The sequence below is a fragment of the Pseudomonas sp. ADAK2 TE3594 genome, from assembly GCF_053628675.1.
Genome location: NZ_JBRJGV010000001.1, coordinates 2,087,596 through 2,112,390, shown reverse-complemented (window position 1 = coordinate 2,112,390; position 24,795 = coordinate 2,087,596). Strand labels below are relative to the sequence as shown.

Sequence of the window (24,795 nt, the reverse complement as noted above, 5' to 3'; positions counted from 1 at the left end):
CTGCTTCAACGGCTGCCGAAGGATCGGTTGCCGTTTTCTTGCGAGTTGTCGATCTACGGCGCCACCGGTCGCCCGCGGACTGACTACGCTGATTATCCAGCGTGCTCAATCTGCCGAGGACAACCGCCATGCAACGCTTTCCAAAACTCACCCCCTGCCTGTGGTTCGACGATCAGGCCGAAGCGGCGGCGAAGTTTTATTGCTCGATCTTCGATCACTCGAAAATCACCGCCATCACCCATTACGGCAAGGCCGGCCAGGAAATCCATGGCCGTGCGGAAGGTTCGGTGATGACCGTCAGCTTCGAGCTCGATGGTCATGCCTTCACCGGACTCAATGGCGGGCCGGTGTTCACCTTCAACGAAGCAGTGTCGTTCCAGGTCAACTGCCAGAATCAGGAAGAAGTCGATCACTTCTGGGGTAACCTGTCTGCCGGTGGGCCCGTGCAGGCTCAGCAATGCGGCTGGCTCAAGGACAAATTCGGTGTGTCGTGGCAGATCGTACCGGTGGCGCTGATGCACATGATGCAAGACCCGGACACGGCAAAATCCCAGCGTGCCATGCAAGCGATGTTGCAGATGAAAAAGCTCGACATCGCCGAACTGGAACGAGCCTTTGCCGGCCAGAGCTAATACACTCGGGCCCTGGCCTGCCGAGGACACCGAGATGAAGCACACCGTCGCCAAAGATGCAGACAAAGCCCCGCGCTTCTGGCGCGACGACGCCCTGCCCTTCATCGAAGCCCGTTCCATCGCCGACGGTCGCGAGGTCTGCTACAGCCGCCATTCTCACGCGCATTTTTCCATTGGCGCGATCACCGCCGGGCGCAGCACCTATATTCACGAGCAATCGGAGTTTCAGGTCAGTGCCGGCACCGTGGTGTTGATGAACCCCGGCGATGTGCATGCCTGCAATCCGATCGACGACCAGCCGTGGTCGTACCTGATGCTGTACGTCGAGACACCTTGGTTGACCGATTTGCAGCATCAGCTCGGCTTCAGCCAGGACTCGGCGTTTCGCCGGTTCTCCGTCACCCACAATCGTGACATCGAGCTGTTCGCCGGGCTGAAGAATCTGTACGAGGTATTGGTCGATCCGCAGCAAGACGTGTTGTACAAGCACAGCGCGGCGGTGGAGTTTTTCACCGAGGTGCAACAGCGGCTCAACCCCGTCGATCAACCGCTGCGCGAACCCAATTTCAAGCTGGAACGGGCTGCCGACTATATCCGCGACAACTGCACGCAAATGCTCAAGCTCGAAGACATTTGCGAGGCGGCGCAACTGTCACCGTCCTACCTGATCCGCGCCTTCAAACAGCATTACGGCATGACGCCCCATGCGTTTCTGGTCAACCGGCGCATCCAGTTCGCCCGGGATCGACTGCGCAGCGGCAGGTTAATCGCCGATGTGGCGCTGGAAGCGGGGTTTGCCGACCAGGCGCATTTTCAACGTGCGTTCAAACAGCATCTGGCGGCGACACCGGGGCAGTATCGCGGCTAACTCAAGCGACTCACCCCCCTGTGGGAGCGGGCTTGCCCGCGATAGCGGTAGTCCATTCGACATCATTGTTGGCTGACCAGACGCCATCGCGGGCAAGCCCGCTCCCACAGGGAAAGCATTGGCAATAAGAGTTGTGCCGCTAACCACCATTCAAACCTACGGCCACAGCAAATACCCCGCACTCACCGCCAGCAACAACGCCATGACCCGATTGAACAGGCGCATCCCCGCCGGGTTACTCAGATACCCGCGTAAAAACGTCCCGGCATACGCCCAGCACCCCACCGACAAGTAGCAGATCACCAGATACACCGCGGCGAACTGCCACACCAACCGCGCTTCGCCATCGGCGACAAACGCGCCCATCCCCGCCACACAGGCCAGCCAGGCTTTCGGGTTGAGCCATTGCATCACCGCGCCATACAGCATCGACGGCGCCCGACCTGACTCCTTGGCATCGAGCTGACCATTATCAGTGGCCAATTTGAAAGCCATGAACAACAGAAACGCCACGCCAGCCAGTTGCACCACCCGTGTCATGAACGGCCACAGTTTCAGCAGTTCATGCAGCCCCAACCCCATCAACACCAACAGCAGCACGAACCCCAGGGTCGCCCCGGCCACATGCGGTTGACTGGCGCGAAAGCCGAACTGCGCTCCGGAGCTAAACGCTACGATGTTCACCGGACCAGGGGTAATGGAAGCGGCCAGCGCAAACGCGGCCATGGAAAGAACCAGACTCATTGCATACCTTCTTCAATTCAGTTGAACCAGGCCTCAAGGTAAAGAGCCGCCCGAGCGACGTATTGAAGAAAACTCCCCTCTGCGTCATTGCAAGCCTGTCGGGGCCTATACTTCAAGAGTCGGCACACTCGAAGCGGCATGCAATCGTGTTTGATGTATGGGGTGGCGCGTCGAGTGATCGTTCACGCAGGCCACGGCCTGCCTTCGTCGTAGGGAGGAGAAGATCATGGCGCGTAAATACATCGACTGCCGCGAGTTTCCAAGTGATTCCAAATGCTCGGTCGCGCTGTCCGCAGACTCTGAAAACGAACTGCTCGAGGCCGCCGCACAACATGCGGTCAGCGTTCACAAGCACACCGATTCGCCGGAACTGCGTGCTCAACTGAAGACAATGTTTCACGACGGCACCCCGCCTGTTGAAGCACCGCGTCTCGCTTGATAAGGAGATCCCCCGTAGGAGCTGCCGCAGGCGGCGATCTTTTGATCTTTATTTTCACCGAGACCGCCAGGGTCAGGATCAAAAGATCGCAGCCTGCGGCAGCTCCTACGGAGAATTGGGGTGTATGGGAGCGCTTGTTTGATGTCAGGTTTCGTTGCCCAGCGCTTGCTCAACGCTCACTTGTGCGCTTCAGATGGCTCGTTGGCTTGACGGGTTCTTGTCTGCCAACTCTATGCACTTCAACGCCAGGATCGTGGTGGGGTCAACAATGGCCACGGTGTGCCCATTGATTTCGAACGCCTCGCAATGGTCGAGCACCAAGGGCAATTCCGTGCACCCGAGGATCAGCACCCCCGCCCCCAGTTCACACAGGTGTTCGGCCGCCAGCAGCAGTTGCTCTTTGCAGAGCCCTTGGGTGAATCCGGCCTTGATGCCTCGCTGTCCATAGATGGCGTCCATGACCATCGTTTGGTAATCGACACCAGGCGTGAGGATTTGAAGCCCGGCACGACGTGCGGCCTGGTGATAAACCTGGCTTTGCACAGTACCGGATGTCGCCAAAAGACCGATCGCCTTACCCGAACCATATTTGTGCATTATCCATTCCACCGTCTCGGTCAACATGTTCACGATGGGTACCCTCAGGTGCGTCTGAATACGCTCGACGAAAGCATGGGCGGTATTGCAGGGTATCGCGATGGCATTGGCGCCCGCGCTTTCGAGACGCTTGCAGGTTGCATACATCGCCATCGTGGGATCAGTTTCATCTCGTAGCAGATTGGCCGTTCGATCCGGTATTTGCGGGTTTTGCTCGACCACCATTTTGATGTGTTCCTGATCCTTCCCCGCAGACGTATGGGCGACCACTTTGCCCATGAAATCCACGGTGGCGGCAGGCCCGACGCCGCCCAGAATGCCCAGCTTGAAAGGGGGACGCCTGGGCTGTCCGCTCTCTAGCGTGGCGAAGTTCGCGTAGATCTCATTGATGTCCAGGACGGCAACCCCTCGACGCTGCAGGTCAGCACAGACCAGCGAAAGCTCTGTCATGCCGGGCAAGATCACCGTGGCTCCCTGCGCCTGCACTGAGAGGCAAGCCTGGTAAACCGCTTCAAGGGGTACGCCTTCCAGGTGGCCGTCCTTGATGCCGTTCAGACCGTACATGGCCTCCATCAACGCCGATTGCGCTTCTGGATCCGGATAAACAATCTTGAAATCCTTTTCGAAATGTCGTTCGAACAATCCGCAATGGCGGACAAAGTCGGAGGCGATGACACCCAAGGTCGTTTGCGGCTCGACCACATGACTAACATGCCGGGTCAAAGCGGCCATCATGTCCAACACCGGAATGCCAAGCTCCTCCTGAATTTCAGCGCGGAAGGTATGGCTAGCGAAGCATGGAAGCATCACGGCATCGAAGCCACTTTCCTCGAACGACTTGCACACCTGGAACACATAGAACTTGCGCGAAGTCATGCTCGCTCCGCTGTCCAGAGGCAGCAGCACATCCTTGAAAGGGTGCTGCTCAAACAGGAAATGGTATCGGCCCTGGTCCTCCAGCACCGCTCTGGACTTGACCAATTTATAGAACAGATCGCCCCCGGCCAGTGACCCAAGCCCACCGACAATACCCAGCTTACGGACAACAGAAGCCTTGTTGGTCGACTTCGCTTTAACCTTCATCACGCAACTCCTCAAGCAACCGAAACCGGTTCGGATCGAGACCGCACTGGAGCCTGTGCTTCGCCCTCCTCCACGGGTTCTTCATGGGGTTCGGATTTGGCGACGACGGCCGTTGCGATACTGTTTCCCACAACGTTGGTGGCTGTGCGAGCCATGTCCAGAAACTGGTCAATGCCGATGATCAGCAGCAGGCCTGCTTCAGGAAGATTGAACATCGGCAGCGTCGCAGCGACTACGACGACGGAGGCACGTGCCACACCCGCCATGCCCTTGCTGGTGACCATCAACGTTAAAAGAATCAGCAGTTGCTGGGTAAAGCTGAGGTCGATGTTGTACGCCTGGGCAATGAACATGATGGCGAACGCCTGGTACATCATCGAACCGTCAAGGTTGAACGAGTAACCCAGGGGCAACACGAAGCTGGACACCCGTTTTGGAGCGCCGAACTTCTCCAGAGCCTCAATCGTTTTTGGGTAAGCGGACTCGCTGCTGGCGGTCGAAAACGCCAAGAGGATAGGCTCGCGAATAAGCTTGCCGAGGTCAAAAACCGATCGTCCGAGGAACACATAGCCTGCGCCGAACAACACGGCCCAAAGGATGGCAATCCCCAGGTAAAACTCTGCAATCAGCTTGCCGTAATCGACGAGCAACCCAAGACCTTGGGTAGTAATGGCAGACGCGATGGCGGCGAAAACACCAATCGGCGCAAAAGCCATCACGTAGTCGGTGATCTTGAACATCACCTTTGCCAACTCCTCGATGGAGTCCGTTATCTTCGTGTAGCCTGCGCGTTTGACACCCGCCAGGGCGAATCCGAAGAACAGCGAAAAGACCACAATTTGCAGGATCTCGTTATTAGCCATGGCCTCGGCAATACTGCGAGGGAACACATGGCTGATGAAGGTCTTGAGGCTGAAATCGCCCGTGTTGACTGGCACGGCGGCGGTTGCATGCTGAACAACCTCCATATTCAATCCGGCCCCTGGTTGAAACAGGTTAACCAGCCCCATCCCGATCATGAGTGAGATCACTGAAGCCGTCACGAACCACGCCATCGCCCGCATGCCGATCCTTCCCACGGAACGAGAGTTGCCCATGCTGGCGATGCCACCGACCAGCGTCGCAAATACCAGGGGGGCGATGATCATCTTGATCAAGCGCAGGAAAATGTCGGTGACCATCGAAAAGTAAGCCGCAATTTCCTTGGCACTTTGCTCGCTTCCTGCGAAATGGTGACACGCCCAACCCACAAGCACGCCCAGCACAATGCCAATCGCAATTCGACGTGGAAGCTTATTTTTCTTCACGGAGCTGTCCTCAAGTAGTTATTGGATTTTTTTACTTGGCAGGGTCAATTTGATTCGCCCAATGCTCTGAGGGGCATTGGTGCTGTGCTGATTCTAAGGATCGGATCGACCGGGCATGATGAGTAATCCTGCTAGGCCTATGCGCTTTTGGAATAGTTGGTTAACAGCCGCATTGGCCGGGCGATTCCAACGTAAAATGACGTTCTCACAGCGGGAGATCACGATATGCAAATCAAATGGCTGGATGATCTTCTAGCGATCGCCGAGTTGAAAAATTTCTCGCGCGCGGCTGAGGTCCGGTGTGTGACGCAGTCGGCGCTGTCACGCCGTATTCGGTCACTTGAGGAATGGGTCGGTGTCGAGCTTGTGGACCGTGGCACCTATCCCGTCCAGCTCACAGCTGCCGGAGTGACTTTCTGTGAAGAAAGCAAAGAGGCGCTGGCAGGGTTACTGAGATTGCGCTCAACGTTGCGCGAGGTGGAGCGGATGCCGGGACGATCCATCCAGGTCACGGCTGGCCACAGCCTCTCGATGACCTTTCTTCCTAAATGGCTCTCGCAGTTCCAGCAACATAATGAGCAGTTCAATGCACGGGTGGTCGCCGCCAATATTCATGATGCCGTCATCGCGTTAGAGGAAGGCAGTTGCGATTTGATGATGGTCTATCACCACCCTCTCGCACCTATCCTGCTGAACCCTGAGCGTTTCGGCAGCCTGACGCTCGGGCACGATGCTTTCATCCCCTTATGCGCGGCAAACGACAGAGGCGAACCGCTGTTCCGCTTGCCCGGCAGCTCCGGCAAGCCGGTCCCCTATCTCGCCTACACCGCAACGACTTTTCTTGGTCGCGTAGCCGACATCGTTATCAAGAACGGCCCTGCACCGGTCGCGCTGGAGCGCTGTTATGAAGCGGATATGGCGATGCTGCTGATGCGCATGGCTATCGAGGGCTACGGCGTGGCCTGGTTGCCACAAAGCGCAGCCATCGACGAAATGGAACGAGGGCTATTGGTCAGGGCGGGGGACGAGGAATGGAGTACGCGTCTGGAAATCCGATCGTACTGCGCAATTACCAATCAGAATCCGACGATGCGCAATCTCTGGAAAACCCTGGAAAGTGCCTCGTTGCGCTTGCCTACTGTAGCTATTTAGATTGCTTCGTCTGTTGAAAAGCAGCCTTAACCAAGCAATGCCCATCAGCTAAGGCGCAGTACCTGTGGGAGCGGGCTTGGACCTTCGTCCGACCGCATTACAAATCCAAAAACTTGAATAGCCATAGCGCCCCCATCCCAACCGCCAGCGTCAAGACAGTAAGATGATTCTCGGATTAACCTTTTAACTAAATAAATCCGTTCGCAGTGAAAGAAGACAATTTTTAGGCCGCTTGCGCGAGTGGTGTCTATAATTTTCCAGATATCGGCCCCATTGGTCAGTGAATACAAATGCCCGCAGATGACGATTCGCTGCCCGGTTCTGAAATCCTCTTCGACGAAGCTGATTGTGGCTTACTGCTTACCGCAGAAAATGGCCAGATCGCACAGGTCAACCTCACCTTCTGCCGCTGGATTGGCTACCGCAGGACAGAGCTGCTCGGTCGTCACATCCAAGACCTGATGAGTCTTGAAGGGAGGATGTTTCACAGGACGTACTGGACCCCTCTTATGCAAATCCAGGGCGTGATCGCTGATGTCAAATTCGATCTCGTTCACTACAACGGACATTCAATTGCGATGATGCTCAGCGCCATCCGTTGTGAGAGTTCTGCTGGCATATTTCATGAAATGACGCTGTTCAAAGCCGAAGATCGGCAAAGGTACGAGCGCGAACTACTCAATGCCCGAATGCTTGCCGAAAGACATTTGGCAAAACACCTCAAGGATCAACGGGTAATGGATATTACCCAAGACAAACTGCGCATTACTTACGCCGCGGCTGAAGACAGAGCCCTGTTCGCCGAGCAACTTATCGGGATTGTCAGTCATGACCTGCGAAACCCTTTGTCGGCGATAAAAATGGCAACGGAACTGCTGGGCCGCAGGGAAATGGATGCTAAACAAGCACAAATACTTGGCCACATCGCCCACTCGGCAGAGCGTGCACAGCGTCTGGTGGCCGATCTGCTGGATTTCACCTTGACGCAGGTCGGGCGAGGTATCGCAGTCCTGCCCAAGCCAGTCGACCTACACGAACTGGTGGCCGACTGCCTGGACGAGTTGAGTCTGGCGTTCCCCGGGCATGAGTTGACCCACCTGCGTTATGGACAAGGTGACTTTACTGCCGACAGTGATCGGCTGTATCAGCTCATCGGCAACCTGGTCGCCAATGCAGTAGCCTACGGCGCTGCCGATAGCGAAGTCACCGTTTCTTCGCGCTTCGAAGATCAAACTGTCGTTATTACGGTGCACAACCTTGGCACCCCCATACCGCTGGAGTTGCTCAAGGACCTGTTCGAACCGATGATCCGTGGCAGTCATGACAATGCTGAACTAAGAAGTGTCGGGCTGGGCCTGTTCATTGTTCGTGAGATCGCAAGGGCGCACGACGGCGACGTGGCTGTAATGTCTTCTCTAACGAGCGGAACGACATTCACTGCAACCTTTCCTCGCACCTTAAATTAGCTTGGATTGACGTTCACTCAGCCCGGCGCCAGCTGCTGCGCCGGTCGCAATCCTGTGTTCAGGTTCTTTCTAAAACCCCACATCCAGTACCACACTGTCCAGGTACGTTCCCGGTGGCGGCGTGCTCTGGTCGGTGTAGATTTTGGCGTTGTAGTTGAAGATCTGGCTGCCGGTGCCCAGGCCGTTGCCGGGGTTGACCTCGGCATCGGAACTGGCGCGGCGGGCCGTGCTGACGCAGCCCCAACGGGTGGTTCCGGCGCTCTTGAAGAGGTCGTAAGCCAAGTAATTGCTGCCCGAGATCATCCGCCTTCGCCCACCCACGCCGACAGCATGTTGACCATCGTCCAGCCCCACCGTGTAGGCGCTGCCCTTGGTGCAGGCCAGGTTGATCGTCTGGCCGGTGACGGTGGCGAAGGAACTGATTACCGAGGCGCTGCCAAAGCTGATGTTCGGCGCAGTGATCGTGCAATCGTTGTCCACGGTCATATTGACAGTCAGGCTGGTGGAACCGCTGTTGATGTCTCGCCCCTGACAACTGCCGCCGCCACCATAGTCATGGCAATAATCCCAGCTCCAGAAAATGTTCAGGGTTTCAGAGTAAATCCCGGCAGCCACGTTACTGCCGATAATCGTATTCAGGTAGATCGGCACGGCCTTGGCAACCGCTGGATTGGAAAGCAGGCCGAGGTCATCGATGATCGAGTGTCGGGCGAAGTCGAACGCTACGCCGCGAGTGATCGGATAGCTGGTGCTGTTGTTGGCAAACAGCGTGTAACCAATCACATCACTGGTTGGCCCGACCGCCCCTGCAGTTGCCGACGTAATAGTGGCGTAAAAATAATCATCGCTGGCCAACGACGATGCCAACGAACCGGTGCAACTCAAACCGGCATGGGTGGTGGAACTGGTTTGCAAAGTGGTACGCACTGCGATCGAACTCATCGAGCCAAAGCCGGCCGGTGAAGTGCTGACCACATCGCATAAGGCATGAGCCTGACACGGCAGAAAAATCGCCACCAGCCCAACCACTTTACCCGGCCATCGATCAGAAAATTGCACACCCATCTCCCTGTTCTATTCATTGGCGTTTTCATTGACACAGCAGCGGTCCGATCAACGGCACCTGGTCCTGCTGCATGTCCAGCGTGAACTGCGCCTGGCAGGTCCGGCCATCAGCCAGGGTCACGTGCAAACCGTTGTGCTCTTCCAGGTTTTCCAGATAGACCAGCCCGTCCCAACCAACCACTGCATACGCCCCGCTCTGCTCGTGCCGAACGCGGCTGCCCAAGGGCAATTCGTGTTGCTGCGCATCCACCAGCACAACACTCGCGGCAATGATCCGGCTCAGGGGAAACTCCAGCAGGTAACCACTGCCACGGCGCACCGAGACCCGTTGTTCTACATTCGAGCTCTGCACATTGGTCGGCAGGTTCAGTGGATCGATTTCATATTTGCCGCGATAGTAGGCGCTGCTCCACGGCACCAGCAGATGGCCATTTTTATCCGTCTGGCCCACCCGTTGATTCTCGTAACGCACCGCAATATCGGCAAATCCACCGGTGCTGACCACGACGAAGGCATCATCAATACGATTGGCTACGAATACTTGGTGATCCATCCACACCAGCGAACCGCTGGCATCGGCCCAGCGGGTTTCGGCATCACTGCTGCCGTAAACCCCAGCCTGCAATTGCACCGATTGCAGGCGCCAGGTCAGGTCGGCCTGACGATAATCCGGGCCTTCGTCGTGGGCATAACCGAGGTTGAAGCCTACGCCGCCTCCGCTGGGCACAGCGCGACTGTAATTGACGCGCTGGCGGCTTTCTCCTGTCTTGCTGCGCTCGCCACTCACACTCAGGGTGCCACGCAAGTCGAAGGGGATGACCAGTTGCGCCTGCATCGCCCAGTCGCTATCGCCGATCTCGCGATTGGCCGACAAGTAAAAACTGGTATTGCGCCACAGTGGCTTGCTCCAGGTCAGATTGAGTAACCGGGTGCGCGAATCATCGGCCGCCCGCACATCGAAATAGCCCGCGCCGAGGCTGCCCCAGCCGTTGAGACTGACGCTCAGGGTCAACTGCTCGCTACGCCGGCTGAGGCTTATATAGGGGCTGTCGACAACGGTCAGGTCGGCGTACTGGTCGCGGCGCTGCATACGCTGATAAGAAACGCTGTAGTGCTGGCTGCTATATTGATAACCGAGGCTGACTTGCTGACCGCTATTGCCGTCGAACCGGCTTTGACTGACCGCCGTGTTGAGTACGCCGAAATTGCTCAAGCGCAGGTTGCCTCCAACGCCGCCCAGAGACAACGCGTCCGAGGCCTCGGCATGACTTTCGAGGGTCAGACTGTCGTTCAGACCGTAACGCAGGCTGCCGGAAGTCACGCCCGGACCGTAACCGAAATCGCGAATCCCGAAGTCACGGCGCAGGGTACCGGCGGCCACCGAGAAGTCCATCAGGCCTTTTTGCAGCAGGTTGCTGGTGACATAGAACGGCACGGTGGTCGAGACCTGTCGGCCAAGGGCATCGGTCGTGACCACCACTGCTTCGCCGGCCCCGTTGATGAACGGAATGTTAGTCAACGTGTAGGGACCGGGCTGCAACTCGGCGCTGCTGGATTTGTAGCCGTTGATGAACAAATCCACCGAGGATGGCACAGCCGCCTCCCCGGCGAACTGCGGCAACGGGTAGGTCACCAGGTCCGGGCGCACACCGAAGTCGCGCGACACTTGCACACCGCCCAGGCGCACCGAACTGCTCCAGGGCAAGGCGCCGCTGATCAGATCGCCCGCCTCGTAGGTCAGCAGACGTTCGTCATCGGAGTAACGCCAGGTGGTGTCGTAACGCCGATAACCATTGTTCAGTGTGCCGTTGCTGATTCCGGAAATCGTGCGCCGGTATTGCCCGGTGTTGGACAGCGTGCCCCAACTGTCGAATAGCCGCAGCTCGTTCCAGGCCGCGAGGTAGGTGCCGCTGTTATCGGTGTCGTTGAGGTACAGGTCGTAGTTGAGCAAGGCGCCGAAACTGCTCAACGCAGAGGTACGCGGATACGCCTGGCTACCGACAAACTGCTCCGGCAACCAGTCCGGCGGGACGTTCAACAACAGCCTCTGACCCTGGCTGTCATAATCGCTATGCAGGCCTTGCAGACTGTCGAGGGCGATCTCGGCGCTAAGCTCTTGTGGCAACTTCATACCGGTTTCGCGCAACACCGCGACCGGTACAAAGAAGCGCCCGCCGCGCTGCTCCACTGCTATCACACGCCCGGTATTCATTTGGTTGACTACCAGTTCCAGAAACAATTGCGCGTCAACAATCGCCTCCATACCGCTGGGGGCTGGCGGCAGGTCTCCCGCCAGGCCGTGGTGGACGAATACCAGACAGCACAGGCCAATCGCGGCCCACAGCGGACGCTTGATACTGCGAGCCCGTTCGTGGCTCATCGCCGCTTTACGTCCGTCAATGGACATTTCCTTACTGTGGCGATCAACAGGCGCGCACAACACGTGTGGCGAGGGAGCTTGCTCCCGCTGGGTCGCGGAGCGGCCCCAAAATCGGCGACATCATTTTGTCAGGTAGAACCATCTGCCGGTCTTACGACTGCTTCGCAGCCGAGCGGGTGCAAGCTCCCTCGCCACACTGTTCCCATCGCGGGGCTGTCACCGCCCCGGCGCAATACTCTGAGCCTGCGCTGCGCCATTGACCCGTACTTGCAAGACCTGATCCGCGGTGATCGGTTCTGGTGTCGGCCAGCGCATGATCGCCCCCGGCAGCACATAACCGAGCAATCCCTCAACCAGCGGCCGTGTCTGACCGCCCTGCTTGAACCCGACATCGGTCAGTCGGGCATGCACCGCGCCCTGATTGCGTACTTCCATGTAGGAACGCCCATCGACCGCCACTTTACGCCAACTCAGATCAGGCAAGCCGACGCCCTTGGGGTCGCGTTTACGGGTCATGTCTTCCTTGCTCCACAGACCGGCGCCATAGGCAAACAGCGGCACCGAGTAACGCATCTGAAACCGAATGGCGGCAGCGGTTTTGCCGTCTTCAGTTGTCACAGGTCTGGCCGAGGGGATTTCATCGATAATGATGCGATAGGCCAACTCCTGCCCCGGCGGTATATCGCGGGTACGGGTCAGGCGCACGAGTTGCTTCTGCCCGGGTTCGATCTTCGCTACCGGCGGGCTACCAATGACATCGCGCTGGTTCTGATACTGATCGCTGAAACCACTCTGGCTCCAGGCAAACACCCGGATCTGCAGATTGGCCGTCTCGTTGCCGCGATTTTCCAGCCACAGCGCACTCGCCTGTTGATCGGCCTCAAGCACCGGATCGATCGGCCAGATCAGCACCGAACTGGCCGCCTGCACCTTGACCGCGCCCAGCAAGACCATCGCCAGCAAAGCGCAACGCGCGCCCGGTGACCTGCGGGAAGGTGAACACATATGCCTACTCCTTATGCTCGAACTACCGAGCTACCACGACAACTGCACCTGCAGCACATCGCTATAAATCCCACCGGGCTGATCACCCGGTAACTGCACTTGTCCGTAAATAGGCAATCTGATGTCGTTCGCATCGTTGTAGGCCACGGCCACGCTCTGACCGATGCCCAAGCTCTCACTGAATGCCGCGTCACTGAACAACTGATAGGCCACTCGGGCACTGCCGCCATCGAGCTGCAAGTGCCGTCCATTGCTGCTGTACTGGCCGCCATCGATGCTCATGCTCAGCGTCACGCCCGGCGTGCATTGCAACTGCACGCCGCCGCTCAATTGCACTTGCACGGTGTTGGTCGCCAGCGCCGATTGAGAGCCGAAATCGAGGTTGCCGTCATTGGAAACCCCGCCCGTCACCAGACATGCCGCCGTCACTGTCGCGCTGACCTGAAAACTCTGACTGGTCACCGCCGCCAGCGGCAGTGGCAAACCAGTCGCGCAGATCAGGATTGGCACGGCAGAACGGCATCGCACTAGAAGATCAATTCAATGGCAACAGAGTCGGCGTACAGGTCGTAAGGCACCAGAACGAGAAAATCCGATCCTTGGTGCAGCATGTGCATGATGTCCATCCTCTGAGTTTTACCAATCCAGCGTGACCGTTCGGCTGTCGGTATAGACCCCCGCCGCGATCGCGCGGGTATTCGCCATCGCCATGTCAATGCCTGGTTACCAGCTAACGGTCACTTTCAAAAGGTCGGAATAACGGCTGACGTGGGGGATCTCGGCCAGTCGTTCGATACGGGCATACAGAGGCAAATCCACCGTACCTGAATCCGGCACCCGTCCACTCAAGAGCACATTCACCGGCAGCGGAATCTGCCGTGCAGCGTCTTGATAGAGGCGATAAGGAATGGGTTTGCTGCGTTCTGCGCTGCCCGCCAGATAGCGGACCTCGCCTACGCCGCCATGCAGGCCGCCGTCGACTTGTAATTGGTAAGGGGTATCGGGACTGCATTCCAGGCGTGGCAAACGTGCGTCAAGCAGTGCTGCACTCAATGGCCCAGCCGGATCGTCAAGGCGGGCGGTGGTGCCGAAGTCGAGGACGCCCAATTGCTCGACACCCGCCTCGCGCTGTTGGCTAACCAACTGGCAACCGCGCTGCACATTGACCCGGACCTCAACTTGAAGCTGCGCGGCCAATACAGTCGCACTGAACATCGTGCTCATGACTGCTAAAACCCCGAGCCCATTCAAATTCCCACTCCCTTTTAGGGGTTATTCGCAGGCTGAGGTTAGCATCCAAGGGGGAAACAACCAGTCAAGGTGGCATTTAACACGTCAAATCCGCACCTTTGCGACGAAGGGACAGATTTCGCCGATAGGTTTTCTGGGGAAGGAAGCAGGCTTGACCATAGCTTTGAAGGTCAAAAGGTAACGGTAGCCGTCATTGTGTCGGCATACGTGCCCGGTGGACTAAGCTGCCCCGCTGCTACCCGACCATAGACCGGGATCACCTGGGCGGAGCCACTGCCGGTTCCGGTTATGAGGCCAGTGCCGCCGGTGTCACCCCAATTGATCGCCCGCGTGACGTCAGAGTACAGCGCATAGAACAGGATGCCTGCGGGAGTGCCGGACATCTGCCGGGCTGTCGCGGTCCCGCCGCTCGTCCCGGCGCCGAGGCCGACACTATAGGCCGTCGTATTGGTGCAGTTGACCGAGAGGCTGGATTCGGCATCGACTTGCACGCCTGTGTAGGCGCCGAAGGCCAAGGGAGAAGCCGTGATCCCGCAACCGGCCACGATGCTCGCGGAGACGGCGAACGTTGCGGTGGCGGTGGCAGAAATGGCCTGAGTGGACAGTAGGCTGAGTGCGAAAGTCCCCAGGATGCCGACACCGGCGAGAACGCCCCTATTGCGCCGCATCCGAGTCTCCTTGCCTACCAGAGTATCGCTACCATCCCAGCGGGGATTTGAGGAGGATTGCGTGCAATGCAAGAACGTCATAGCGATAACTCCCTGTAGTACTTAGGGAACGGTCAGATGTTTTCAGTACCCTGAAAGAACGTGACCGTCCAGCCTGGAGTCCGAAGCCTAGTCCACATCTGAATCTCACACGTACATTTTCGGGCAATACCTGCGGAGATAGACACATGTTGAACGGGCGAACACAGGTTCGCTTTCGGCCAAAAGTGGCCGATGGTCGTTGCATTTCACTCGCCGCCGGGCGTTTGGCTAAGCTGATTAAATCGGGACGAACTGAAACCTGAGTGATAGCGGCCATTAGCGGATCTGGATTGGCATCAAGACGGTAACTCCTAAAGGAGACGACCATGTATGCGGTTATAAGAACCTACTTGGGTGCTGGAGCAAAACAGCTTTTCGATCTTTTGGAAGAGCGCAAGGCCGACGTCGAAGCTACCCTGCGGACAGTGCCAGGCCTGGTAAGCTACACACTGCTGAACACGGGTGATGGCGGTACGGCGGTGACTGTTTGCACGGACAAGGCCGGCAGCGATGCGAGCTTGAAAGTCGCGCGCGACTGGATTCAGAAAAATGCCTCGAATATCCACGCAAACCCGCCGATCGTGACGGAAGGTCCGGTGATTGTGCAGATCAAATAGCGCGTATTTCCGGTTGATCTTACGATAGAAGGGACAGACCGCGATTTAAGGAGAATGCCGGGCAATCGTGGTCTGTCCCCTGTTTTTCTCTCTGATCCCAACCTGAATGACGAAGGAGATCCCTTGTAGGAGCCAGGCTTGCCGGCGAAGGCGCTCTTAAGGACGCCTTCGCCGGCAAGCCTGGCTCCTACATGGATTGCGCATGCCTTAACCAAGCCAACGCAAGTGTACGGCGATTTGCGCTCGCCGCTGTATGGGCCGGGCCACTCGTCACTCATGATAAAAATACGGCTCTCGTTACCGGAGCCGTCGTCATGGACCTCGCCACCCTCACCCTGTTTCTCCCGGCCTGCTTCGCCCTGAACATGGCTCCCGGCCCGAACAATCTACTGTCGGTCAGCAACGCTACCCGTTATGGCTATCGTCGCGCCTGCGTGGCCGGCGTCGGTCGTTTGCTGGCGTTTGCCGGGATGATCGCCCTGGCCGCCGCCGGGTTGTCGGTGGTGCTGCAAACCTCGGAATGGCTGTTTTATGCGATCAAGATCATCGGCGCCGCTTACTTGTTGTACCTGGCCTGGCAATTGTGGCGCGCCAATCCCGAGGCCGAGCAGCTTGTGACCGCCGCACCAATTGGTATTGTCGCTCTGGCGCGGCAGGAGTTTCTGGTGGCTGCGGGTAATCCCAAGGCCATTTTGCTGTTCACCGCATTCCTGCCGCAATTTGTCGACCCGACTCGACCGATTGCCGCGCAATTCGTCGTACTCGGCGCGTTGTTCCTGCTGCTGGAATGGATCGCCATCAGCGCCTACGCCTACATGGGCCTGCACATGCGCCGCTGGTTCGCCGAACCACGGGGCAAGCGGCTATTCAACCGTTGCTGCGCGGGGTTGTTGTCGACGGCGGCTTCGGTGTTATTGATGGCGAAACGGGCGTGATCCTTACCCTTCGGACGGCCCTTTCAGTTCGACCTGATTACCGTCCGGATCGAAGCAATAGATCGACAGCCCGTGGCCTTCGGCGCCGAAACGCACGGCGGCTTTCTCGGGGGTAAGGCCGAAGGACTGCAAGTGACTGACCAGCGCTTCCTCGTCGAACGGTTCGATGCGCAGACAGAAGTGATCGACGTTGCGCTGTTCGCGGCCAGGGGCAGCACCGCCCTTGCGGCCGAGTTCGCCCTGGATGTCGACGAGGTCGATCATCGAGGTGCCCGCACGCAAATGCACCAGGCCCAGATCGTCACGCCGCTTGACCAGTTCGGCGCCGAGTACCTCGCCGTAAAAAATGATGCTTCGTTCCAGATCCTTGACGCGCAGGACGATGTGATCGATGTGTTTGATCGTGAACGGTTGCATAGGATGATTCCTGAAAATAACGTTTACAGGATTATCGGTAACCCGATGACTGTAGCTCAGGCCCCTAAAAATTCATTGTCGATTTTCCGGTGGAGGCGCCGGGCGACGCAGCATATGCTCAGCCCATGAACCTACAAAACGCTTTACTGCCGCCCCACGCCGAGATGGTTCGCGCCATGCTCGAACGCGACACCGCCTACGAGGGGGTGTTCTTTACCGCGGTCAAAACCACTGGCATTTTCTGCCGCCCCGGCTGTACGGCGCGCAAACCAAAGCCGGAAAATGTCGAGTTTTTCGCTCATGCCGATGAGGCGATGTCGGCGGGCTATCGGGCCTGTCTGCGTTGCAAGCCACTGGACGCCGCGGCCATCGCGCCGGACTGGGTGCAGCGACTGCTCAAATCCGTGGACGCCGACCCCGACCTGCGCTGGACTGATGCCCAGTTGCTCGCCGAGGGCATCGAACCGTTGAAATTGCGCCGCTGGTTCAAGCAGCATTTCGGCATGACCTTTCACGCCTGGCTGCGCAGCCGGCGCCTGGGCATCGCCCTCGGTGGCATCAAACAGGGCGAATCCATCGACAACGCTGCGTTCGACTCCGGCTACGAATCCCTGAGCGGCTTTCGCGATGCGTTTCAAAAGTCGTTCCATATCACGCCCGGCCGCGCCGCCCACAGCGAGCCACTGCTGTTCACCCGGCTGACCACACCACTGGGGCCGATGATCGCCATGGCCGAACAGCGTGGGCTGGTGCTGCTGGAATTTCTCGATCGACCGGCACTGACCAAGGAAATCGAAGAATTGCAAAACCGTTATGGCTACGCCGTGGCACCCGGACACAACGGGCATTTGCAGCAAATCGAAGCAGAACTGGCGCAATACTTCGCCGGCAAACGGACCGAATTCAACGTGCCACTGCACCTGCCCGGCAGCGCTTTCGCTCGGCAAGTGTGGGCCGAGCTGATAAAAATCCCGTACGGCCAGACCACTACTTATGGAGCCATCGCCGCGCAACTGGGCAAGCCCGGCGCCAGTCGCGCCGTGGGCCTGGCCAACGGACAAAACCGCTTGGCGATTATCCTGCCCTGTCACCGGGTGATCGGTGCAGACGGCTCGTTGACCGGCTATGGTGGAGGACAACCGCGCAAGGCGTTTCTGCTCAGGCTGGAAAGCGCCGCGGTGCAAATCACCGAACAACTCGCGTTCTGATCACGCCGCCATTTCTTTTCAGAAAGTCATAAGGAAGGACATTCGATGGACATACTCGACAACCAATTCCACCAACTGCACCAGAGCGGCCTGCTGATTCTGACCAACGTCGCCGATGCCACCGGGGCGCGATTGGTGGAACAGCTGGGCAGCAAGGCCGTCGCCACCAGCAGCGCGGCGGTGGCTTGGGTTCACGGTTACCCGGATGGCAATACCTTGCCGCTTGAACGTCTCGTTTCCACCGTCGAATCCATCGCCCGAGTCATCACGGTGCCGTTGACCGTGGACATTGAGGCCGGTTATTCCGATGACCTGGGGCGGGTCGCGGAAGTGATCGACGCCGTCATCGCCGCCGGTGCCGTGGGGATCAACATCGAGGACGGAGCTTCGCTGCCCGACCTGCTGGCCCGCAAGATCGAAATCGCTCGCCAGGTCGCCGATCGCCGGGACGTGAAGCTGTTTATCAACGCTCGCACCGACGTGTATCTCAAGGGCTTGGTACCGGCCGAAGATCGCGTCGCAGAAACACTCAAACGAGCCGCGTTGTATCAGGCCGCCGGTGCCGATGGGTTGTTTGCGGCGGGTGTCACGGCGGCGTATGAGATCCAAGCGCTGTGCCGTGGCACGACGCTGCCGGTGAACGTGCTGGGTTTCGCAAGCCTGCCTTCTCCTGAAGAACTGCAAGCCCTCGGCGTGCGCCGTTTGAGCGCCGGCTCGAGCATCGCCGAGTTCCTCTACGGCGCCATGGCGTCGGTGGCCAAAAGCTTTCTGGACACCGGAAAACTCGATAGCAGCGACCTCAAGGCCTTCACGTATGGCCAAGTGAACGCCCTGCTGGCCCCCACCGGCAAAGTTTGACCGCAAGCAATGGGGTGCGGCGCTGCGGGGTGAGGGCTAATCTCCCCCGCAGTCACCCGCGCTTCAGGATGCTCCATGCCCGACACCTATCAACTGGCCAGCGAATTTCTCTCGACCCTCGACGCCGACTGGCAACGCCACATCAGCGCCATCGGCCCCTGCCTGCATCAGCCCCATGCGGCTCGCGACCCTTACGAATCGCTGGTACGGGCGATTGCCTATCAGCAACTGCATGCAAAGGCCGGCGATGCGATTGTCGGCCGGCTGCTGGCGTTGTTTCCTTCAAGCACCTTCCCAAGGCCCGAGCAGATTCTGGCGACAGACTTCGAACAGATGCGCGGTTGCGGGTTTTCCGCCAGCAAGATCGCGACCATTCAGGGCATCGCCCAGGCGGCTCTGGACGGCGTGGTGCCGGATTACCCCACGGCCCTGGCCATGGACGATGAAGCGTTGATCGAGCGCTTGATTACCTTGCGTGGAGTGGGTCGCTGGACGGTGGAAATGCTGCTGATCTACAGCCTGGAGCGGCCGGACATTTTGCCGGCCGATGACTTTGGCGTGCGTGAGGGGTATCGGCGGCTGAAGGGGTTGGAGGTACAGCCGACGCGTAAGCAAATGATTGAAATCGGGTTGGCGTGGCGCCCTTATCGGACGGCGGCGGCATGGTATTTGTGGCGGGTGCCTAACCGGTAGAGCGCGTTATCGTTCATCGCGGGCAAGCCACGCTCCCACAGGATTTGTGTCGATCACAAATATTCAGGATCGACACAAATCCTGTGGGAGCGGGCTTGCCCGCGATAGCACCGGCACATCCAGCATAAATTCAAGTCCAGGAACACTGACCGTCTAGGCTGTCTTGAGTCATCCCAACCCTGTCGGAGGTTCCCATGCAGCTCGAAGGCTCCTGCCATTGCGGCGCGGTGTCGTTCAGCCTGACCAGCGCCAATCCCTACCCTTATCAGCGTTGCTATTGCTCGATCTGTCGCAAGACCCAGGGCGGTGGCGGTTATACGATCAACATCGCTGGCGATGCCGCCAGCCTCAAGGTGCGTGGTCGCAAACACATCTCGATTTACCATGCGCGACTCAAGGAAGAAGGTGACAAACGCGCCCGCCGCAGCACCGCCGAGCGGCACTTTTGTTCCCTTTGCGGCTCGGGATTATGGCTGTTCAGCCCTGAATGGCCGGAGTTGATTCACCCATTTGCCTCGGCCATCGACACCCCGTTGCCGGTACCACCAGAACACACGCATCTGATGCTCGGCTCCAAGGCACCATGGGTAGAAGTCGAGGCGCATCCGGGCGATCAGCAGTTCGACGTCTATCCAGAGGAATCCATCGCCCAATGGCATGAGCGCCTGGGTTTGAGCCGTTAGGTCGCTTTACAGTCTTTGACAGTTTCCCGACAAAGCTGTCAAAGGATGCAGACGTCGTTGGTTGGGCAGGTGGTTTATACCTTTTGAAGAGATGGTGCTGCTGATGGCCTCTTCGCGGGCAAGCCTCGCTCCTACGGTAATGTGTCGTTCACAAAACCCTGTAGGAGCGAGGCTTGCCCGCGAAGGCGTCCGCAAGAACGCCACAGTTAATCGACATGCGCCCAGGTCATGCGAAACGACGCCCCGCCCCACGGCGAATCCACCACTTCCACTTGCCCGCCATGGGATTGCGACACCCGTCGCACCAGCGCCAGCCCCAGGCCAAAACCACCGGTGCGGCGGTCGCGGCTGGCGTCCAGGCGAGAGAACGGCTCGAAGATTTTCGCCCGCCCGTCCAGCGGCACGCCCGGCCCGTCATCGTTAACCCGCACTTCGTAATGATCGCCGGTGCGCACCAACGACACCTCCACCCGCTCGTCGGCATAGCGAATGGCATTGCGCAGCAAATTGATCACCGCGCGGGCCATGAAACGCGGTTCGATGCGGACCTGGTCCACCTGACATTCAACAATCAGCAGTTGCACCCCGGCGGCCTCGGCCTCCAGCGCCACGCTGCCAACCACGCTGTCGAGCCAGTGGCTGGCCTGAATATTCTCCCGGGCAATCACCGTGGCGCCGCGCTCAAGGCTGGCGTATGTCAGCAGCTCGGAAACCATCTCTTCCAGTTCACTGAGGTCGGCATACATGTCGGCGATCAGTTCGCGATTCTGGGTCGGATCGGTTTGTTGCTTGAGTTGATCGAGTTCGAACGACAACCGCGCAATCGGCGTACGCAGTTCGTGGGACACCGCGTTGGTCAGCTCTCGCTGATTGGCGATCAGGCCCTCGATGCGCGCCGCCATCAGGTTGAAGTGTTCGGCCAGGTCGCGAATGTTCGATCGCTTGGACAGCTGGATCCGCGACGACAAGTCGTTATCGCCGAATCGCTCGGCCGCCAGACGCAGTTTCTCCAGATCCCGCCAATGCGGTCGCACCCAGAAAAACAGCACGAAACCGATCATCACCGCGATCATCAGGTAGGCCGCCGCAATGTAGAACGGCATCAGACTCGGCTCGGCTGCCAGCTTGATGCTAAGCAACTGCGGGCCACTGTCGATGCGCGAGATGAATTGCGTGTATTTGTCGCGAATCACCAACATTCCCTGGGCCAGCTCGGCTTTTTCCTGATCGGTCAGGGACAGTTGATCGGTCTCGACCAGGGTCAGGCCCAAGCCGTAGTGGGGGCGCACGGTTTCCAGTTGTCGCTCCCGGGCCGGACCATCCAGGCCGCGCAACTGTTCGGCCAGCGACCAGGCCTGACCGCGCACCGCTTCCTGGTTGTAGGCCTGCATCTCATGGTCAAGCAACGCATCGAACGTGCGCTCGACCGTTTGCAGCGCCAGTACCAGCCCGACCGTCATCACCAGAAACAGCCCGAGAAATAACCGCAGCATCTACAACTCCCACGCGAACGGATTGAACAGGTAACCCTTGCCCCACACGGTCTTGATGCATACCGGCTCGCGCGGGTTGTCCTTGAGCTTGCCGCGCAATTTACTGATGTAGACGTCGACACTGCGATTGAGGCCGTCGAAGGCAATACCGCGCATGCGATTGAGGATATCGTCGCGGGACAGCGTCTTGCCGGCGGCGCTGGCCAGCAACCACAGCAATTCGAATTCCATGGTGGTGAGCTCGATGCCCTCGCCCGCCAACCGCACTTCGCGGCAACTGCGGTCGATGCTCAAATGGCCGAACTCCAGCGCGCTGCTCACGTTATTGTCCGGCAGCTGACGACGTTGCAAGGCGCGCAAACGAGCCAGCAGCACCGGTGGCTTTATCGGTTTGATCACGTAGTCGTCTGCACCGGACTCCAGGCCGAGGATGTGATCGAGGTCGTCCTCCTTGGCGGTGAGGATAACGATCGGCGTGTCCGACACGCTGCGGATCTCGCGGCACACGTGCAGGCCGCTCTTGCCCGGCAACATCAGGTCGAGTACGACAACTTTCGGCTTGAACTCGAGGAAAGCGGCCAGCGCAAGGTCACCGCGATGCACCTCGCGGACCTCAAAACCGTGTTGTGAGAGGAAATGCGCGATCAGCCCGGCAAGCTTTTCGTCATCTTCCACCAGCAGTACTTTGCCAAAACCCAGGTTATCCATAACGACCGTTTGCCAACCCTTGAGTGAAGTGGTAGGCATTATGGCGCCAATCAGTGGCAGGACAGTTATCGCAGGCAGCAAAAACCGGCCATGAGGGCCGGTTTTTGGCGATGTTTCATTCTTTTAAGAGTTTTTAACAATTGCAGGAGCACGGCTTGCCGGCAAAATCGTCCTTGAGATCGCCTTCGCGGGCAAGCCTCGCTCCTACAAGGTTATGCGGCGGCGGGCACACCACTGTGAAAACGAAACTCCACATCCGGCGACTCGATCAACGCCTGCTCGGCGTCACGAACCTTGTCGATCACCTGGGCAATGTCCTTGGCGTCACCGTACTGATAGGCCAGCTTCAGGTAACCCTGGAAATGCCGCGCCTCGCTTTTCAGCAGACCGAAGTAGAACTTGCCCAGTTCTTCATCCAGATGCGGCACCAACGCCTCGAAACGCTCGCAGCTGCGGGCTTCGATGAAGGCGCCGACCACCAGCGTGTCCACCAGCTTCACCGGTTCATGGCTGCGCACCACTTTGCGCAGCCCCGAGGCGTAACGCCCGGCGGACAGCTGACGCAGCTCGATCTTGCGCTTCTTCATCAGGCGCATGACCTGTTCGTGGTGCACCAGCTCTTCCCGGGCCAGGCGCGACATCAGGTTGATCAGATCGACGTGAGAGTGATATTTGGCAATCAGGCTCAACGCCGTGCTGGCCGCCTTGAATTCGCAGTTTTTGTGGTCGATCAGCAGGGTTTCCTGATCGGCCAGCGCCGCCTGGACCCAGCCATCGGGCGTGCGGCAGCCAAGGAATTCGTGAATTTCGGGAAGGATCATGGGGCTCACGGATAAAAGGTACAGAACGAAGGGCGCCGATTATACCGGCCTGCCGACAGACCACCAGACGCCAACCGTTGATATGCATCAAGTCGCCGAATGCCGACCAGCAACTATAGTTGTCCAACGCAGTGTTTTTTATCTTCATGGAGATCCCGATCATGCAAGCCATTCGCAGCATCCTGGTGGTCATCGAACCCGAACACTCGGAAAGCCTGGCGCTCAAACGGGCCAAACTGATCGCTGGCGTGACCCAGGCCCATCTGCACCTGCTGGTCTGCGATAAAAAGCACGATCACGCTGGCATGCTCGGCGTGCTCAAGGCAGCGCTGTTGGAGGACGGCTATAGCGTCACCACCGAACAAGCCTGGAACGACAGCCTGCACGAAACCATCGTCGATGTGCAGCAAGCCGAAGGCTGCGGGCTGGTGGTCAAGCAGCATTTCGCTGACAGCCCGCTGAAAAAAGCCCTGTTGACCCCGGCGGACTGGAAACTGCTGCGCTACTGCCCTACTCCGGTGCTGCTGGTGAAAACCTCGAAACCCTGGACCGGCGGCGTGATCCTGGCGGCCATCGATGTCGGCAACCTCGACGGCGAACACCGCACCTTGCACGCCAGTATCATCGATCATGGCTACGACATCTCCAGCCTGGCCAAGGCCCATTTGCACGTGATCAGCGCTCACCCGTCGCCCATGCTGTCGGCGGCCGACCCGACGTTTCAGCTAAAAGAAACCATCGAGGCCAGTTACCGCGAGCAATGCAAGGCGTTCCAGGCCGAGTTCGACATTGATGATGACCATCTGCATATCGAGGAAGGTCCGGCGGATGTGTTGATTCCGTTTATGGCCCATAAGCTGGGGGCCTCCGTGACGGTGATCGGCACCGTGGCGCGGACCGGGTTGTCAGGGGCGTTGATCGGCAATACGGCGGAAGTGGTGCTGGATGCGCTGGAAAGCGATGTGCTGGTGCTCAAGCCGGATACAGTCATGGATCATCTGGAAGAGATCGTGACCCAGCATTGATATAGGCAGCGCCAATAAGGACGCCTTCGCGGGCAAGCCACGCTCCCACAGGGTTTGTGTCGATCACAACCATTGTGCACGACACAAACCCTGTGGGAGCGTGGCTTGCCCGCGATGCTTTTCAGCCGCCGAAGGCGTCTTTGAGGAAACCAGGCGCAATGTAGCGCTGATAATGCGCTTCCGAGAGCAGAAAAAATTCCCGATCAATGGCATCGCGCAATTCCGGCAGGTTCCAGTCGCGAAACTCCGGCAGCAGCACCATCCCGTAGGCTTCCAAATTGTTGATGACCCGCGCACCCCGGGCGATCAGCTGATAAGCCCAGCAATATTCCGACTGATGCGGCACAAAGCGGATCTTGCGCTGCTCCAGCTGCAGACGCAGCAACGCGGGATCGAAAATTTCCACCTTGCTGGCCATCACTTGCGACAACAGTTGCTCAAGACGCAGCCACACCGCGCGTTTTTCTTCCTCGTTGTAACCGTTCCAGTGAATCACTTCATGGTGGAAACGCTTGCAGCCACGGCACACCAGATCACCGTAAACAGTGGAGCAGAGGCCGACGCAGGGGGTCTTGATGGTCTGATTGGGCATAGGTAGG

26 protein-coding genes are annotated in these 24,795 nt (G+C 58.5%); 12 read left to right on the top strand and 14 right to left on the bottom strand.

The features are described 5' to 3' along the window. The first annotated feature begins 128 nt into the window (after window positions 1-128). Window positions 129-632 (top strand): VOC family protein, encoded by a 504-nt coding sequence (locus tag AB7M22_RS09745; RefSeq protein ID WP_454186102.1) that lies wholly within the window; start codon window positions 129-131, stop codon window positions 630-632. Between the two features lie 34 nt (window positions 633-666). Beyond that, the gene (locus tag AB7M22_RS09740) at window positions 667-1,500 is read left to right on the top strand and encodes a helix-turn-helix domain-containing protein (RefSeq protein ID WP_454186101.1); all 834 of its coding nucleotides are present in this window, start codon (window positions 667-669) and stop codon (window positions 1,498-1,500) included. Between the two features lie 156 nt (window positions 1,501-1,656). On the opposite strand, the gene AB7M22_RS09735 is transcribed toward AB7M22_RS09740, so the two are convergent. After that, window positions 1,657-2,244: a LysE family translocator gene (locus tag AB7M22_RS09735; RefSeq protein WP_454186100.1), complete on the bottom strand. Its 588-nt coding sequence runs from the start codon at window positions 2,242-2,244 to the stop codon at window positions 1,657-1,659. A gap of 226 nt (window positions 2,245-2,470) precedes the next feature. Between AB7M22_RS09735 and AB7M22_RS09730 the strand changes: the two genes are divergently transcribed. Then, window positions 2,471-2,683: a DUF1059 domain-containing protein gene (locus AB7M22_RS09730; RefSeq protein ID WP_007906931.1), complete on the top strand. Its 213-nt coding sequence runs from the start codon at window positions 2,471-2,473 to the stop codon at window positions 2,681-2,683. Between the two features lie 189 nt (window positions 2,684-2,872). On the opposite strand, the gene AB7M22_RS09725 is transcribed toward AB7M22_RS09730, so the two are convergent. Beyond that, a complete protein-coding gene (locus AB7M22_RS09725; protein ID WP_454186099.1) occupies window positions 2,873-4,363 on the bottom strand; it encodes an amino acid racemase in 1,491 nt (496 codons plus the stop codon). A gap of 11 nt (window positions 4,364-4,374) precedes the next feature. After that, window positions 4,375-5,670, bottom strand: coding sequence for a dicarboxylate/amino acid:cation symporter (locus tag AB7M22_RS09720; protein WP_008010252.1), 1,296 nt, complete (start codon window positions 5,668-5,670; stop codon window positions 4,375-4,377). A 225-nt stretch (window positions 5,671-5,895) separates the two neighbouring features. Here AB7M22_RS09720 and AB7M22_RS09715 point away from each other — a divergent pair, with 225 nt between their 5' ends. Both AB7M22_RS09715 and AB7M22_RS09710 read left to right on the top strand, forming a co-directional pair. Further along, window positions 5,896-6,822 (top strand): LysR family transcriptional regulator, encoded by a 927-nt coding sequence (locus tag AB7M22_RS09715; protein WP_454186098.1) that lies wholly within the window; start codon window positions 5,896-5,898, stop codon window positions 6,820-6,822. Window positions 6,823-7,112: 290 nt separating this feature from the next. Then, the gene (locus tag AB7M22_RS09710; protein ID WP_454186097.1) at window positions 7,113-8,288 is read left to right on the top strand and encodes a PAS domain-containing sensor histidine kinase; all 1,176 of its coding nucleotides are present in this window, start codon (window positions 7,113-7,115) and stop codon (window positions 8,286-8,288) included. A gap of 69 nt (window positions 8,289-8,357) precedes the next feature. Here the strand turns inward: AB7M22_RS09710 and AB7M22_RS09705 are convergent, their stop codons facing one another. From AB7M22_RS09705 to AB7M22_RS09680, 6 genes are all read right to left on the bottom strand, one after another. Further along, window positions 8,358-9,317 (bottom strand): Csu type fimbrial protein, encoded by a 960-nt coding sequence (locus AB7M22_RS09705; protein WP_454188782.1) that lies wholly within the window; start codon window positions 9,315-9,317, stop codon window positions 8,358-8,360. Between the two features lie 61 nt (window positions 9,318-9,378). Further along, window positions 9,379-11,733: a fimbria/pilus outer membrane usher protein gene (locus AB7M22_RS09700; protein WP_454188781.1), complete on the bottom strand. Its 2,355-nt coding sequence runs from the start codon at window positions 11,731-11,733 to the stop codon at window positions 9,379-9,381. A 216-nt stretch (window positions 11,734-11,949) separates the two neighbouring features. Continuing rightward, window positions 11,950-12,738 (bottom strand): fimbrial biogenesis chaperone, encoded by a 789-nt coding sequence (locus AB7M22_RS09695; protein ID WP_454186096.1) that lies wholly within the window; start codon window positions 12,736-12,738, stop codon window positions 11,950-11,952. A 30-nt stretch (window positions 12,739-12,768) separates the two neighbouring features. Beyond that, entirely contained in the window at window positions 12,769-13,266 is a 498-nt protein-coding gene (locus tag AB7M22_RS09690) for a Csu type fimbrial protein (RefSeq protein ID WP_454186095.1), read from the bottom strand. 195 nt (window positions 13,267-13,461) lie between these two features. Next, complete coding sequence (locus AB7M22_RS09685; protein ID WP_454186094.1) at window positions 13,462-13,962, bottom strand: Csu type fimbrial protein; 501 nt, start codon at window positions 13,960-13,962, stop codon at window positions 13,462-13,464. 197 nt (window positions 13,963-14,159) lie between these two features. Next, entirely contained in the window at window positions 14,160-14,657 is a 498-nt protein-coding gene (locus tag AB7M22_RS09680; RefSeq protein WP_454186093.1) for a Csu type fimbrial protein, read from the bottom strand. A gap of 407 nt (window positions 14,658-15,064) precedes the next feature. On the opposite strand from AB7M22_RS09680, the gene AB7M22_RS09675 reads away from it, so the two are divergent. Together AB7M22_RS09675 and AB7M22_RS09670 are read left to right on the top strand one after the other, a co-directional pair. Further along, entirely contained in the window at window positions 15,065-15,355 is a 291-nt protein-coding gene (locus tag AB7M22_RS09675) for a hypothetical protein (RefSeq protein ID WP_007906938.1), read from the top strand. Between the two features lie 314 nt (window positions 15,356-15,669). Then, window positions 15,670-16,290, top strand: coding sequence for a LysE family translocator (locus AB7M22_RS09670; protein WP_454186092.1), 621 nt, complete (start codon window positions 15,670-15,672; stop codon window positions 16,288-16,290). A gap of 3 nt (window positions 16,291-16,293) precedes the next feature. On the opposite strand, the gene AB7M22_RS09665 is transcribed toward AB7M22_RS09670, so the two are convergent. Beyond that, complete coding sequence (locus tag AB7M22_RS09665; protein WP_008010255.1) at window positions 16,294-16,707, bottom strand: VOC family protein; 414 nt, start codon at window positions 16,705-16,707, stop codon at window positions 16,294-16,296. A gap of 125 nt (window positions 16,708-16,832) precedes the next feature. Here AB7M22_RS09665 and AB7M22_RS09660 point away from each other — a divergent pair, with 125 nt between their 5' ends. The 4 genes from AB7M22_RS09660 (at window position 16,833) to AB7M22_RS09645 (ending at window position 20,149) form a co-directional block, all read left to right on the top strand. Continuing rightward, window positions 16,833-17,915: a bifunctional transcriptional activator/DNA repair enzyme AdaA gene (locus AB7M22_RS09660; protein ID WP_454186091.1), complete on the top strand. Its 1,083-nt coding sequence runs from the start codon at window positions 16,833-16,835 to the stop codon at window positions 17,913-17,915. Between the two features lie 45 nt (window positions 17,916-17,960). After that, window positions 17,961-18,773 (top strand): isocitrate lyase/PEP mutase family protein, encoded by an 813-nt coding sequence (locus AB7M22_RS09655; RefSeq protein WP_454186090.1) that lies wholly within the window; start codon window positions 17,961-17,963, stop codon window positions 18,771-18,773. Window positions 18,774-18,848: 75 nt separating this feature from the next. Further along, window positions 18,849-19,466 carry a DNA-3-methyladenine glycosylase family protein gene (locus AB7M22_RS09650; protein WP_454186089.1) on the top strand — a complete coding sequence of 206 codons (618 nt, stop codon included), beginning with the start codon at window positions 18,849-18,851 and terminating at the stop codon, window positions 19,464-19,466. Window positions 19,467-19,660: 194 nt separating this feature from the next. After that, window positions 19,661-20,149, top strand: coding sequence for a GFA family protein (locus tag AB7M22_RS09645; RefSeq protein ID WP_454186088.1), 489 nt, complete (start codon window positions 19,661-19,663; stop codon window positions 20,147-20,149). 206 nt (window positions 20,150-20,355) lie between these two features. Here the strand turns inward: AB7M22_RS09645 and AB7M22_RS09640 are convergent, their stop codons facing one another. The 3 genes from AB7M22_RS09640 to miaE form a co-directional block, all read right to left on the bottom strand. Continuing rightward, window positions 20,356-21,642: an ATP-binding protein gene (locus AB7M22_RS09640; protein WP_454186087.1), complete on the bottom strand. Its 1,287-nt coding sequence runs from the start codon at window positions 21,640-21,642 to the stop codon at window positions 20,356-20,358. Next, window positions 21,643-22,350: a winged helix-turn-helix domain-containing protein gene (locus tag AB7M22_RS09635; RefSeq protein ID WP_454188780.1), complete on the bottom strand. Its 708-nt coding sequence runs from the start codon at window positions 22,348-22,350 to the stop codon at window positions 21,643-21,645. 212 nt (window positions 22,351-22,562) lie between these two features. Further along, on the bottom strand, window positions 22,563-23,171 hold the full coding sequence (gene miaE / locus AB7M22_RS09630) for a tRNA-(ms[2]io[6]A)-hydroxylase (RefSeq protein ID WP_007906324.1): 609 nt from the start codon (window positions 23,169-23,171) through the stop codon (window positions 22,563-22,565). Window positions 23,172-23,332: 161 nt separating this feature from the next. On the opposite strand from miaE, the gene AB7M22_RS09625 reads away from it, so the two are divergent. Continuing rightward, window positions 23,333-24,196 (top strand): universal stress protein, encoded by an 864-nt coding sequence (locus AB7M22_RS09625; protein ID WP_454186086.1) that lies wholly within the window; start codon window positions 23,333-23,335, stop codon window positions 24,194-24,196. Window positions 24,197-24,317: 121 nt separating this feature from the next. Here the strand turns inward: AB7M22_RS09625 and AB7M22_RS09620 are convergent, their stop codons facing one another. Beyond that, entirely contained in the window at window positions 24,318-24,788 is a 471-nt protein-coding gene (locus tag AB7M22_RS09620) for a DUF1289 domain-containing protein (protein WP_048394589.1), read from the bottom strand. Window positions 24,789-24,795: the final 7 nt, after the last annotated feature.